Here is a 14467-nt window from a genome sequence, read left to right as displayed (position 1 = left end):
ATTTTAAATTGGGTATCGCTTTGCTCTACCCAACCTACAAAAATAATTTGTGTTTTGGGTTTGATATTATGCGTCATTCAACCAAGCATTTAACACATCTTGATACGGCTTAATAAAATGCTCTTCGGTGTATTTGCCTTGCTTGATTGCCAATTGGGTGCGTTCTTCTCTGTCATATTCAATTTTGGTCAAAGAATAATCTTCATAAGTCAAACTTGGCTGATACACTTGCCCTGCCACGCTGTTGGCATTGTAAATCTCTGGGCGATAGATTTTTTGGAACGTTTCCATCGTGGCGATGGTGCTGATGAGTTCCAGATTGGTATAATCGTTCAACAAATCAGCATTTTCATCAAAATAAAACGCATAAGGAGCAACCGATTTTGGGGGCATAAAATAACGCACTTTTAAGCCCATCTTGGCAAAATATTCATCGGTCAATGAATAGTCATTTTGCACATATTCCACGCCCAAAATCGGATGCGTGTTGGTGGTTCTGTGATAGGTGCGAGTGGTCGCCACGCTTAGGCACAGCACGGGTGGTTTTTTGGATTGGGCTTTGTATTCTTCGGATGCTACCATGAATTTGAACAATTTGCCATGCAAATCGCCATAACCCTCTGGTACACTAAATTCAGCCTTATCCTTGTTATATTCACGAAGCAATACGCTAAAATCATAATCACGAACAAATGATGAAAAGCTGTTGCCAATGATGCCATCAATGGTTTTGCCTGTTTTGTGGTCAACCACAGATGTTTTTAGCCATTCTAATCCTGAGAAAAATTCGCCCTTACCTGCCACATCAACATCAATAGACACAATGTCAATGAGTACCGAATAACGGTCATTTGTCGGATTGTCCCAATGTGCCAAATCATTAAAACGGTTGTTAATCATGCGAATGGTATTTTGCAGATTTTGCTTGCGGAATTCGCCACGAGCAAGGTTTGCAAAATTGGTGGTTAATCGAGTGCTTTGGGCAGGTTCGTAGTTTTCATCAAACGTAAGAGTATGAACGTTGCAGTTGAATTTAGTCATGTTAATAAGCCTTTTTAAAATTATCAAATCCTAAAATTATTGTTGTAGGTTGGGTTGAAGAATGACACCCAACGCCTTGTCATTGTTGGGTATTGCAAGCTCTACCCAACTTACAAAAACAACTTTAATTTTAAGATTGATTAAAGTTAAGATTTTAGATAAGTAACTGGAGAAAAATAAATCACACTACCATTCCCCCACCCCAGCCCTCCCCCTAAGAGGGAGGGCTGGGGTGGGGGAATTGATATATAGTTATTTAAAATTGTCTTGTTACTTAGACATATTAAACCAAATTTTTAACATGAATAAAAACGATATATTTTAATAAAATACTGAATATTTTTCAGTATTTTAATTTATATAAAAAATAAATTAATAATAAATTAAGTTTTGGGCTTTTTACACCCACTCAAAATATCTAAATCCGCTTGGTAAGTCTCATCAACCTTCATATCCATCGCCCCAAAAATGGTGCTAAAAATATTGTCGTGCGAAAATTCTTTGGTTTTGGCATTGTTCAATAGGCAGGCATGGTCAATGCCTTCATTGGCTCGCCAAGCCTTGCTAAACCACATCACCATTGGCACGTGTGTTTGCGTAGCTGGGGCGATGTCATAAGGCGTACTGTGCAGATACACGCCATTTTCGCCAAGGCTTTCGCCGTGGTCGGATGTATAGATGACCGAACTTTCCCAGTTTTCGTGTTTTTCCACACGATGAATCACTTCATTGATAAACTGGTCAACGTACAAAATCGTATTGTCATAAGTATTTACAAGTTGTTCGTTGCTACATTTTTGGATTTCGTTGGTGTCGCACGTTGGCGTAAATTTGCGAAATTCTGGCGAATAACGTTCAAAATAAGTTGGCCCATGACTGCCAATGGTATGCAAAATAATCAGCGTGTCTTTGTTTAAACTGTCCACTTTGGCAAGGGCTTTATCAAGTTCTGGCAAAATCGCATTGTCCTTACATTCGCCATTATGGCAAAACTCTGGCGGATTAAGTTGGGTAATATCAATGGTCGGCACACGATTACACACGCCTTTACAGCCTGCGTCATTGTCAATCCATAGTACATTCACGCCTGCACGCTGAATAATATCCAGCAAATTGTCCTGTTTTTCGGCTTTGTCTGCATCAAATTCGGTGCGTGGCAAATGCGAAAACATACACGGCACAGACCCTGCAGTAAAAGTGTTACAACTCGTTACCTTGTTAAAATTAACAATCTCATCGCCACGCTTGGCAAGTAGGGGAGTCGTCTGGTGTGTGTAGCCGTTTAAGCCCCAATTCATCGCCCTTGTCGTTTCGCCCACTATCATCACAGTTACTTTGCGATTATTGTTGGTTTTGACTTGGGTTGCATTGGGTGAGATGACTTGATGTGGAATTTTGCCTTGCTTATAACGGCGGTATTTGCTTAAACTGGCAGCGACAAAATTGGTCGGAACAATTTGATGTTTGATTGCCAAATTATTTCGTCCAAAAGACGCATAATCCTGATAAAACAGCATGGCAATCACGCCAATCCCTGCTACTGACAACGCACCCGCTCCCAATCGCCACAAAATCTCACGCCACCACACACGGTATTTTATCTGTGTATTGATGTACAAAAGTGCAGGAATAATCCCCAAAAACACAATCCACGCCACAAATGGCAAGGTCAAAAGCCGAGAACTCTCGCCCACGCTCGTCTGCATAATGTTGGTAAGCATATCACGGTTAAAATATACATCAAAAAATATGCTGTTATAACTCACTGCTGAACTAATCACCATCAACAGTGGCACAATAACTTTATGCACAAACGGCAAGGCAAGCACGGTAAAAATCAAATAACAGGCAAAGAAAATAAAAAACGGCACGCTAAACACAAAGGCATCAAGGCTTGTGTTGCTGTTGGCATAAAATTGCAAAACCTTGACATAAACCGTGTAATTGAGCAAGGTAAAATACAAGGCGACAAGGGCGTTTAGGAGTTGTTGATTGGTGGAAAATTTGAATTTTTTGAAAAATTTTGCAAAAAAGTTTGGTTTTGTGGTGGTCATTTAAAATCCATTTGGGTTAAATTGGTGCTTTGTTGTGAAAGCCGTACATCAAAATTTTTGTGATAATTTTTTTAAAGTGATATATCGTATGAAAATTGCAAATATTTGTCAAACACAAAATTGTATTTGACAAATATTTTTACAATGTTTTGCTAAAAAATGGTTTAGGTAAAATTTACCCCACTTCCACCCCAAAAATCCGTCCAATCAAGCCTGTCGCCACGAGTGCGACCACACCCCACAGCACGACACGCACCACCGCAGGGACGATTTTTGCACCGCCAAGTTTTGCCGATAACATTCCCAAAAGCCCAAGCCCTAGCAAAGTTACCACCGAAAAACCCACCACCAAAGACGCTTTTGGCAATAGCCACACGCACAAAACAGGCAACAACGCCCCCAAAACAAACGACCCAGCGGAGGCAAAACTCGCCTCAAGCGGATTTGCCGTAACAGTGTGCGATAGCCCAATTTCATCTCGTGCGTGAGCCTCTAGGGCATTGTGATTGGTGAGGGCAATGGCGACTTTTTCGGCAAGTTCATCGTCCAAGCCACGATTTTTATAAATCATCGTAAGCTCGGTCAGCTCTCGCTCGGCATTGTGTTCTAGCTCAAAGGCTTCTTTGTCAAGGTCGGCTTTTTCGGTGTCCGACTGTGATGACACCGACACATATTCGCCCGCCGCCATACTTATCGCCCCTGCAATCAAGGACGCAACACCTGTCAAAACAAGGGTTTGTGTACTGGCGTTGGCGGTGGCGATACCCATGAGCAGGCTGGATGTAGAAATTAGTCCGTCATTTGCCCCAAGCACGGTGGCTCTAAGCCAGTTGTTGCGGTTACTAAAGTGTGGTTCGTGGTGGATTGAGTACATGGTTTTTTCCAGTCAAAATGATTAAAGCTATTATACAAAAAATTGACTTAAGATAAACTTAAGTTTTCTGACTTGTCAGATTCTATAAATTCGTTTTATATATAAAATTAAGTGGGTTTAAAAAATAACTGATAAAGAAAAAGTTTAAAGAAAAAATTTTTTTGGTCGTTAAAAATATTCACATAAGTTTGATAAAAAATATTGCAAAGAAATATCAAAATATTATTTAAATAAATTAATCAATTTGTTTAAATAATGTTGATTTATATATATTTCGCATAATATATATTATGTTAAATAATAAATATAAGTGATTGATTTTATCATAATTATTTTTTTAAAACTCTTATGGTATATTCCCTATTTCATTAATGCCCATTATCACAAGCAAAACCAAGTCTGATAATGTATTGCGTGATGTGCCACAGTTTGGGTTATGATAAATGGTGATGTTTTGCATTGTATTTTCTTTTCAAAAGTTATTAAAATTTATGCCAAAATTTGTAACCACACCGCCAACGCCACAAGCGTGGCAAACAGCACAGGCAAGATTAAAACCACGCCCACTTTAAAATAATAGCACCAACTCACCGTAATGTTTTTGCTCGCCAGCACATGCAGCCACAGCAAGGTTGCAAGTGAGCCAATCGGCGTTAATTTTGGACCCAAATCACAGCCAATCACATTGGCAAACACCATCGCTTCTTTGGTTATCGGATTTGCCACATTCGCCCCATCAATCGCCAGTGCTTGTATCAATGTCGTTGGCATATTGTTCATGATAGACGACAAAACAGCGGATAAAAACCCTGTGCCAACCGTTGCCACCACGAGATTTTGTTTGGATAATTCATGCAAAATAGCCGACAAATAATCGGTCAAGCCTGCATTTTTTAGCCCATACACCACCAAATACATACCTAGCGAAAAAATCACAATTTGCCAAGGGGCATTTTTGAACACAGGCTTAATGGCGATTTTTTTGTTAAAACTTGCCACGATTAACAACACCAACGCCCCAAACCCTGCAATCACGCTAATCGGCACGCCAAACGGTTCAACCACAAAAAAACCAACCAATAACGCCCCAAGTACCCACCAACCTGTGATAAAAGTCGCCTTATCCATAATCGCCGAATTTGGCGTATCCACCAAGCCAAACTCATAAATTTTTGGAATGTCTTTTTGATAAAACAGATACAAAACCACAAGCGATGACAGCACCGACACGACATTGACAGGGGTCATCACCAATGCATAACGGTCAAACGGCACATCAAAAAAATCCGCCGACACAATATTCACAAGATTTGACACCACTAACGGAATACTTGCCGTATCAGCGATAAAGCCCGCCGCCATGATAAACGCAAGTGTTGTTGCAGGATTAAAACGCAATGCCGTCAAAATCGCAATCACAATCGGGGTTAAAATCAATGCCGTACCATCATTGGCAAAAAAAGCCGACACCACCGCACCAAGTAGTATGATAAAAGCAAATAATTTTTTACCATTACCATCTGCTAAACGTGCCACGTGCAAGGCAATCCATTTAAAAAAACCCGCTTCATCAAGCAACAAACTGATAATAATAATGGCGATAAAAGCAAAAGTCGCATTCCACACAATGCCCCACACCACAGGAATATCCTGCACACTAATCACACCAAACGCCAAAGCAACCAACGCTCCAACGCTCGCCGAAATGCCGATACCCAAACCTTTGGGTTGCCAAATGACAAAAATCAATGTCAAAATAAAAATACAACTTGCCAATATCATCAAAAATCCTTAAATGAATTTATATATTTTGGGTTTGGTATAACTTAAATTTAATGTTATGATACCCATTATTATAATTAATATATTCGGATATGTAAATATATGAAAGTAACAAGTTTAATGAAAGCCTTAAGCGACCCCACACGATTAAGCATTGTACAGTTTTTACAACAAAACGGTGCAACCTGTGTATGCGATATCGTCAATCATTTAAATCAACCGCAACCGACTATTTCACGGCATTTAAACCATTTAAAAAGTATTGATTTATTGAGCAGCGAACGCAAAGGCACTTGGATTTGGTATCATATCAATGCCGATTTGCCAGATTGGGTGCATACCATTATACGCACTTTACCAACGACAAATGAACAATAATCTATCAAAATCGTTGCAATCTTTGTTAATTTTTTGTACATTGAACACATTATTATCTATATTGGAAAGTTTATGAAGAAAATCTTACAAAAAAACCTTTATGTTTCGCTGATGTTAAGCCTAGCCACCGCTTTGACCGCTTGCCAACCTGCCAAAAACAATGACAAAACAGACACCCCAACCGCACAAAGTAGCACCACCGCAAGCACAGCCACGCCTGCCAATGCGAGCAATACAGCCAACGCCGTGGACAAAAACACACCATTAACCAAACTTGTCGCCATGACCTTAAACAATGGCTTTTTATTGGCAATCAAAAATCATCAACAACTCAATGATGAACAAAAAGCCTGTTTGGTAAAATTTGACGAAACACAAAGCATTATCATCGCCCACACTTTGTTAAACCAACATTTAACAAAAGACGAAATGACAGAAGCCAACGAATTTTATCAACTACCGATTGGACAAAAATTAATCCACTTTAACCAAGCACAATCTGATATGTTGCACCAATCCACAAAAGAACCAACAAAAGTAGAATTTAGCGATGATGAAAGTTTGCAAATTGGGGCTTTTTTGCAAACGCCAGTCGGACAAAAAATCCAAAACATGGCAAACACTGCTCTGCATGACGCATTTTTACCGATTGAAACCGCCCAATTACGAAAATGCCAAGTCAGTGCCGAGCTTTTTAACACGGTCGCTCAGCCATCTTCTGCTCCCACGCCCACGCCTGCATCAACCACACATTAATTTGATATTCAACGCTTTGTTTGATGAGAAGAAGCGCATGAGATTTTGGCAAATAGTTTGTATTTACTCGTGCCAATTCATGTGATTTCTGCTATTATAATGGGAAAATTGCAACGGCAAAACCTTGTTAAATCAATGATTACAGGGAAAAAGACGGTTGAATAATGATTGATGACATTGAAAAACCGTTATGGTTCGACAAGCTCACCACGAACGGTTTTTATTAAATATAAGGCAAACCCATGACCCGCATTTTACTCATAGAAGACGACCAAAACATCGCAGACGGTATCATCAAAGGCTTAAGCTCACATCATTTTATGGTGGATTGGTTTAGCGATGCCAAACTTGGCGAAATGGCGATTGACGAAGGCGTGTTTGATGCGGTTTTGCTAGATTTAACCTTGCCAAAAGGCGATGGCATGAGCGTTTTGGCAAATTGGCGAAAACGTGGTATTGACACGCCTGTGCTGATTATTACCGCACGAGATGCGATTGCCAATCGTGTGGCAGGCTTAAATGCAGGGGCGGACGATTATTTGGTAAAACCATTTGCCCTAGATGAAGTGGTGGCACGGCTACAAGCCTTAATCCGCCGTAGTCAAGGGCGTAGTCAAAGTCTGATTAGTTATGGCGATGTGAGCTTTAATAGCGAGTCGCAACAGGTGTTTTTTAAAGGGCAATTGGTGGATTTGACGGTCAAAGAAATTGCCGTCCTTGAGCAAATGCTCACCCACCAAAAACAAGTGCATAGCCGTGCGAGCCTAGAAGACAAAGTGTACGGTTGGCAACAAGATATTGAAAGTAATGCCATTGAAGTGCATATTCATCATTTGCGAAAAAAATTGGGCAATGAGTTTATTTTAACCAAACGTGGGATTGGGTATTATCTAAATCCAAATATTTGATTTTATTTATGAAAAACAATACAAGCATTCAATCAAAACTCTTAAAATCCCTACTCATCGGCTTGCCCCTACTATGGCTCGTCAGCACCGCCACCATTAACATCAAGCTATGGCACGAACTCAACGGAATCAACGATACCCAAATCGTCCAGCTCACACGCTATCTACTCAGCACATCCGCTGATAAAAACAATTATCCGCCAATTGTCAAATCAGATGTCAAGTCAGACCATCATGATGATGAAGATGACGATAAGCCTACTATTTATCAAGTAGATGAATTGTTATCCGATGATTTTGGCGAAGCCGATGATGATTATATCGGTTTTGCCATTTGGGATAACACAGGTAAGCTACTAATGGCGGACGAAAATGGACAAAATTTTGTTTTTTTGCCAAATCAACACGGATTTTTGGACGATGACAACGCCAAAAGACAATATCTTAACCCATTTAGCCAAGATTGGAGATTGTTGTATATTCAAGACAAAAACAACGCACGCATTATTGCTGTTGGACAAAATCTGGAAAGCCGAGGTGAAATTTTGACCCAAGCGATTTTGGCACAAAGTTTGCCGAGTTTTGTTGGGCTTTTTGCTTTTATTTTATTTGTCATGTGGGCGATTCGGCAAGGGTTTAAACCGCTTAACAGCGTGAGTAAGCAACTTGCTAACCGCAATCCGCAAGACGACACACCACTACTGAATGCCGATGTGCCAAAGGAAATTGCTCCGCTTGTCTCATCGCTAAATGCTTTGTTTGTCAAAATTGCCGATACGCTTGAGCGTGAACAGCGTTTTACCGCAGACGCATCGCACGAGCTGAGAAGTCCATTAACCGCATTAAAACTGCAAGCGGATATTTTGGAACAAGAAATTTTGCAAAGTAATTTAAACGAAAAAACCGAAGAAAGTTTATTTTACCACGCTCAACAAATTGGTGGTGGCATTAAGCGAGCCAATCATTTGGTGGAACAGCTTTTAACATTGGCAAAACTTGCCCCAGATCAAGGCTTAAATAAAAACGAACTTATGCCGATAAATTGGCTTGAAGTGTCGGATAATGTGCTAAAAGAAACAAACCGCTTTGCACGAGAAAAACACAGCCAATTAAAACGTGAAATTTTGCACGAAAATCCTTTAGCAATGACAGGCAACGCCACGCTTTTACAACTTTTGTTAAGAAATTTATTAGACAATGCCATTCGCTATTGTCCACAAAATTCTACCATTACCCTTGTTTTGGATAAAGACAAAATTAGTGTGATTGACAACGGCAAGGGCGTAAGCGATGATAATTTGGCACGGCTCTCCGAGCGGTTTTTCCGCCCTGCTGGGCAAAGCGAGCGGGGTAGCGGTTTGGGCTTGTCCATTGTCAAACGCATTGCCGAGTTGCACGGTTTGGCGGTAACATTTGGCAATCGTATGGAAAATGGAAAAATCGTTGGTTTTGGTGTCAGTTTACACTTAAACAATGCCATAGCAAACAAGCAATTATCAACCATTTAATCCATCTGAATCAATGTTTTAAAAGCAGTAATCAACCCACAACCTGAGATATCCATTTCGCTAAAGCCAGCTGTTTTTAACCAACGCAGGCGAGATTCGTGCACCAATCGCAAAATCGCATCATTTGCCAAGGTGTTGCGATTTAATTCAAGTAAAATCGCTGTTTTTGTAGCATCTATATCAGTGCAAAAGAATTTTTCTAGTCTAGCATGGGTTGTGTTGCTAGTCTAGGAAAAATAATATGGCGATTTTGTTGTTTTTATGTTAGTATTATTGGCAACACCATCGCTATGTTTTATTTAAGTGTTAAAAAATCACCAACCTATTTTTTAATATTTATCAAAAATCAAAAATAGGTTATTCAATAAATCAAGTAAATTTGAGGTTGTTATGAAACCTATTTTATTAGCAATGAGTATGAGTTTGTTTGCACTAGTTGGCTGTTCACAACCAAGTCAAACAGGTTCAACAGAAAATACCCCTACTAATGAAAAAACATCTGTAGAAAAAACACCAACAGAAACAACATCTGAAACACCAACAGGTAAAGTCTATCGTGTCATGATGTACCCAGATTACGCACCTTATCAATACTTAAATGAAAAAGGCAATATTATCGGATTTGACGTTGATGTGATTAACGCTATCGCAAAATCACAAGGGCTGAATATCAAAGTAGAACAAACCCCTTGGAAAGGTATGCTTGAACGTTTAAATACAGGCGGTGATGAAAAATTCACCTTATCAAACGCCTATCTATATGGTAAAGATGCCATTATTACCAAAGAAAACATAACCGATATTAACACCTTTGAAGACATGAAAGCTCGTACAATCGGTGCTCAAGTCGATACCATCTATGCTTCAGAACTGATTAAATTAAAAGGTGAAAATGCTCCAACCTTGATCCAAGCACCAACGAGTTTTTTGGCGTTTACTGATTTGGTAAAAGATAAAGTAGAAGGCGTGTACGCTCATGAAAATATTTTACGCCATTATGCAAAATCACAACCACAAATCAAATTCCGTTTTTCGGGTGAAGGTACAGGTTTTTCAACTTATGAAATGGTTGTCGTTGCCAAAAAAGGCAATACTGAGTTAATCAATAAAGTAAACAACGGCATTTCAGCGATTGCAAAAGATGGTTCTTACAAACAAATGTATGTTAAATGGTTTAACCGTGAGCCACAACAAGTACCAAATTAATTTGATAATTAATTGTAAACAGGTTCTAAAAAAGGTGAGTAATAACAACTCACCTTTTTTTTGTTCATCAATTTTTTTAAATGGCGATTTCTAGTATGTCAGACTATTTTAGTGTCATGTTTTTTACCTTTTTTAATGTTAAAAGTTTAAATAAATTATAGTATAATAGCCTACCCTTTTCAAATTTTATTTCCTTAATATTTATTTAAAACAAATTAACAAACAATTAAACAAATGAGAACAATTCATGGCATTTGTACACTTTGGCATTCACAGCGAATTTTCCATCACCGACTCAATCGTGCGTATCAAACAACTAACCAAATCCGCAAGCAAAGACGGACAAATAGCCCTTGCCTTGACCGATTTATCCAACCTATACGCCGCCGTCAAATTTTACAAAGCCTGCTTGGATAGCGGTATCAAGCCGATTATCGGTTCAGAAGTGTTCCTTGATAGCGACAACAGCACAGTTACGCTATTAGCAAGCGACCAAACAGGCTACAAAAACGTAACCAGTATCGTATCAAAAGGCTATGTTGACGGACAAGTGTTGGGGAAACCGATTATTCAGCGTGATTGGATTTTTGAACGTAGCGAAGGCGTGATTGTGCTGTTTACCGAAAAATCGGACGTGGGGCAAGCCATGCTATCAGGTCATGTGGAGCGTGCCGATGAATTGTTAAAAGAGTGGCAAACACATTTTGGCGACCGTTTATATTTTGCTATTAAACGCACCAAACGCCCCAACGAAGACCGTTTTATTGAACAAGCCATTCGCTTGTCAAACGCTTATAACGTGCCGATTATCGCCCACAATGATGTGCGGTTTTTGACCGAAGACGACTTTGAAGCCCACGAAGCTCGTGTGTGTATCGCCAATTCGCAAGTACTTGCCGACCCCAATCGCCCACGAGATTATTCAAGCGAACAGTATCTAAAAACGCAAGCCCAGATGACCGAGCTGTTTGCTGATATGCCTGCGGTGATTGAAAACACGCTTGATTTGGCAAAACGTTGTAACGTGATTATCAAAATGGGACACCATGACTTGCCCGCCTTTCCCATTCCTGAAGGTGATACGATGGAAACGTTTTTTCGCCGTACCGCTCAAGAAGGCTTGGACAAACGTCTTGAAAAACTCTATCCTGTGGCAAAACGTGGCGAAGATTGGGAAGAAATTCGCAAGCCGTATGACGAGCGTTTGGAGTTTGAACTTACTACGATTTTAAATATGGGATTTCCGGGTTACTTTTTAATCGTGATGGACTTTATCCGTTGGTCAAAAGCCAATGACGTGCCTGTTGGGCCGGGGCGTGGCTCAGGTGCGGGGTCGCTAGTCGCCTATTCGCTGAACATTACCGACCTTGACCCACTTGAGTATGATTTGCTGTTTGAACGCTTTTTGAACCCAGAACGTGTGTCTATGCCTGACTTTGACGTGGATTTTTGTATTGAAGGGCGTGATAGAGTGATTGACTATGTCGCTCAGACTTACGGACGTGAAGCGGTGTCGCAGATTATCACCTTTGGTACAATGGCGGCAAAAGCGGTGGTGCGAGATGTCGCGCGTGTGCAAGGCAAATCGTACGGTTTGGCGGATAAAATTTCCAAACTTATTCCAAAAACTCCCGGCATTTCGCTTGCCGAAGCGGTACAAGAAGAAGCTCAGCTAAAAGATTTGTTAAGCAATCCTGATAATATGGATTATGAAGATGCCAACGAAATTTGGGAAATGGCAGTCAAACTTGAAGGCATTACTCGTAACGTGGGTAAACACGCAGGGGGTGTGCTGATTGCACCAACCAAAATTACCGATTACAGTGCGATTTATTGTGATGACGAAGGGCATCGTGTCAGTCAATTTGATAAAGACGATGTGGAAGCGGTCGGCTTGGTAAAATTTGACTTTTTGGGTCTGCGAAATTTAACCGTGATTAATGCTGCTGTTAAAAATATCAACGCTCGCCGTGAAAAAGAAAACCTTGCACCGATTGATTTAGAAAGCCTGCCCCTTGATGACAAGCCGACTTATAGACTTTTACAAGATGCCCAAACCACCGCCGTATTTCAGCTTGAAAGTTCTGGCATGAAAAAATATTTGGCAAAACTAAAACCGACCAACATTGAAGACGTGATTGCGATGTGTGCCTTGTATCGTCCAGGCCCGCTAGAAACAGGCATGGTTGATGACTACATTGACCGCAAACATGGGCGTGCTGAAGTGCATTACGACCACGAACGCCTTGAGCCGATTTTGTCAAATACTTATGGCGTTATCGTTTATCAAGAGCAGGTTATGCAGATTTCGCAAGCGATGGCAGGCTACAGTCTTGGCGGTGCGGATATGCTAAGACGTGCGATGGGTAAGAAAAAACCTGAAGAAATGGCAAAACAACGCTCAATCTTTGTGGACGGTGCAAAAAACGAAGGCATTGATGAAACCCTTGCAGGGGGCGTGTTTGACCTAATGGAAAAATTTGCAGGTTACGGTTTTAACAAATCGCACTCGGCTGCCTATGGCGTGCTTGCCTATCAGACCGCTTATTTAAAACACTACTACCCTGCCGAATTTATGTCTGCCGTTATCACGTCCGATATGAACAACACCGACAGCGTGGTTTTTTTGATTAACGATTGCCGAGAAAACTTTGATTTAAAAGTAGAAAATCCGTGTGTTAATCATTCTAATTGGGAATTTGTGCCAAAAGACCCAAAAACGATTGTCTATGGCTTGGGGGCATTAAAAGGCGTGGGCGAAGGTGCGGTAGAATCTATCGTAACCGCTCGCAAAAAAGACGGTGCATTTACCGATTTATACGATTTTTGTCGCCGTGTGGACACCAAAAAAGTAAACAAACGTACGTTAGAAGCGTTAATCCGAGCAGGGTGTTTTGACATTTTTGCCAAAAAATTACGCCCAGAACTTGACAGCGAACGAGCGTTTGACATTCGTGGGGCGTTGATGGAAGAATTGCCAAAAGCGGTGCAATCTGCTGAACAGCAACGCCAAAACGACAATCTAGGCATGATGGATATGTTTGCCGAATTGCCAGAAGTTGCCGAACCGCCACCGTTACCAAAAGAGCCTGTATGGACGGATAAAGACCGATTAAAAGCCGAAAAAGACACGCTAGGGCTGTATTTGACAGGACACCCTGTGGATACCTATCGTGAAGAGTTAAAACGCTATACCACCTTTAGTCTTGATAAATTGAGCGAAACCAAATTTGGCAAAACCGCCTATATCGCAGGGATTATCATGGACGTGGCAAACTTTGGCAACCGCTCCGCCATTACTCTTGATGACGGCACAGGGCGTATAGAAGTGAGCTGTTTTGCTGAAAAATTCAACCGTTTAAAATCAAAACTTAATGTAGAAACGATTGTGATTTTGGAAGTTAGCGTGCGTGAGCGTGATGGCGTGTTTTATCCAACGTTACAGGACGTTTTGTTGTTAAGCGATGCTCGCAGACGTTGGCTTAAAAAAATCTCGGTCAAAATCGCAGGCGATGATGTGGATTTGTTTAATCGGCTACAAAGTCTGTTAATCCATGCGAATAATTCTACCATTCATCATTTGTCGCACCAAATGAATGATATGAATGCTTTGGCAGAAAATCAAGAAGAGGCAGGCGTGCCGTTAAATTTGTGCGTTTATACCGACAGTGCGATTGCCAATTTGAATATGCCACCAAATTGGCAGATTGAGCCTGATGATGATACCTTGGCAAGGTTAAAACAGTGGGTCAAAGCCGATAATTTGCATTGGCATTTTAGCTAGAACGAAATTAATTGTATTTGTAGGGTGGGTTAGCGTTAGCGTAACCCACCAAAATGCCTTGAACTTGGTCTTGGTATAGAAAAAGCCAATACCTTTATATTTTATTCAGAACCGAATTTGGTGATTGATTCACATAAAACATCTGATACTGGCTTAATCTATGTTGGTTATTTTTT

The 14467-nt window shown here is 40.5% G+C and carries 11 protein-coding genes; 6 read left to right on the top strand and 5 right to left on the bottom strand.

All coding sequences use genetic code 11. The annotated features are described in order from the left end of the window. Nucleotides 1-66: 66 nt before the first annotated feature. The 4 genes from ACGTJS_RS11270 to ACGTJS_RS11255 form a co-directional block, all read right to left on the bottom strand. Nucleotides 67-1041: a DUF1852 domain-containing protein gene (locus ACGTJS_RS11270; RefSeq protein WP_315042992.1), complete on the bottom strand. Its 975-nt coding sequence runs from the start codon at nucleotides 1039-1041 to the stop codon at nucleotides 67-69. Between the two features lie 383 nt (nucleotides 1042-1424). Further along, the gene (locus ACGTJS_RS11265; protein ID WP_410472146.1) at nucleotides 1425-3095 is read right to left on the bottom strand and encodes a phosphoethanolamine transferase; all 1671 of its coding nucleotides are present in this window, start codon (nucleotides 3093-3095) and stop codon (nucleotides 1425-1427) included. 175 nt (nucleotides 3096-3270) lie between these two features. Beyond that, nucleotides 3271-3969, bottom strand: coding sequence for a VIT family protein (locus tag ACGTJS_RS11260; RefSeq protein WP_315042996.1), 699 nt, complete (start codon nucleotides 3967-3969; stop codon nucleotides 3271-3273). Nucleotides 3970-4458: 489 nt separating this feature from the next. Then, nucleotides 4459-5751, bottom strand: coding sequence for an arsenic transporter (locus ACGTJS_RS11255; RefSeq protein WP_410472145.1), 1293 nt, complete (start codon nucleotides 5749-5751; stop codon nucleotides 4459-4461). 102 nt (nucleotides 5752-5853) lie between these two features. On the opposite strand from ACGTJS_RS11255, the gene ACGTJS_RS11250 reads away from it, so the two are divergent. The 4 genes from ACGTJS_RS11250 to ACGTJS_RS11235 all read left to right on the top strand — a co-directional run bounded on the left by ACGTJS_RS11250 (nucleotide 5854) and on the right by ACGTJS_RS11235 (nucleotide 9301). Beyond that, nucleotides 5854-6129 (top strand): ArsR/SmtB family transcription factor, encoded by a 276-nt coding sequence (locus ACGTJS_RS11250; protein ID WP_410472144.1) that lies wholly within the window; start codon nucleotides 5854-5856, stop codon nucleotides 6127-6129. 72 nt (nucleotides 6130-6201) lie between these two features. Then, complete coding sequence (locus tag ACGTJS_RS11245; protein ID WP_410472143.1) at nucleotides 6202-6885, top strand: DUF2059 domain-containing protein; 684 nt, start codon at nucleotides 6202-6204, stop codon at nucleotides 6883-6885. A gap of 242 nt (nucleotides 6886-7127) precedes the next feature. Then, on the top strand, nucleotides 7128-7793 hold the full coding sequence (locus tag ACGTJS_RS11240) for a response regulator (protein WP_410472142.1): 666 nt from the start codon (nucleotides 7128-7130) through the stop codon (nucleotides 7791-7793). An 8-nt stretch (nucleotides 7794-7801) separates the two neighbouring features. After that, the gene (locus ACGTJS_RS11235) at nucleotides 7802-9301 is read left to right on the top strand and encodes an ATP-binding protein (RefSeq protein ID WP_410472141.1); all 1500 of its coding nucleotides are present in this window, start codon (nucleotides 7802-7804) and stop codon (nucleotides 9299-9301) included. On the opposite strand, the gene ACGTJS_RS11230 is transcribed toward ACGTJS_RS11235, so the two are convergent. Beyond that, entirely contained in the window at nucleotides 9298-9432 is a 135-nt protein-coding gene (locus ACGTJS_RS11230; protein ID WP_315044284.1) for a hypothetical protein, read from the bottom strand. The two genes, ACGTJS_RS11235 and ACGTJS_RS11230, sit on opposite strands and share 4 nt — an antisense overlap. 286 nt (nucleotides 9433-9718) lie before the next feature. On the opposite strand from ACGTJS_RS11230, the gene ACGTJS_RS11225 reads away from it, so the two are divergent. Together ACGTJS_RS11225 and dnaE are read left to right on the top strand one after the other, a co-directional pair. Then, on the top strand, nucleotides 9719-10507 hold the full coding sequence (locus ACGTJS_RS11225; RefSeq protein ID WP_410472140.1) for a substrate-binding periplasmic protein: 789 nt from the start codon (nucleotides 9719-9721) through the stop codon (nucleotides 10505-10507). Nucleotides 10508-10754: 247 nt separating this feature from the next. Then, nucleotides 10755-14291, top strand: a complete 3537-nt coding sequence (gene dnaE / locus ACGTJS_RS11220; protein ID WP_410472139.1) for a DNA polymerase III subunit alpha — start codon at nucleotides 10755-10757, stop codon at nucleotides 14289-14291. The last annotated feature ends 176 nt before the right edge of the window (nucleotides 14292-14467 follow it).

Origin of the sequence: Faucicola mancuniensis (assembly GCF_046523945.1) — a bacterium.
Lineage (GTDB): Bacteria > Pseudomonadota > Gammaproteobacteria > Pseudomonadales > Moraxellaceae > Faucicola > Faucicola mancuniensis.
This window is presented reverse-complemented; position numbering and strand designations above follow the sequence as displayed.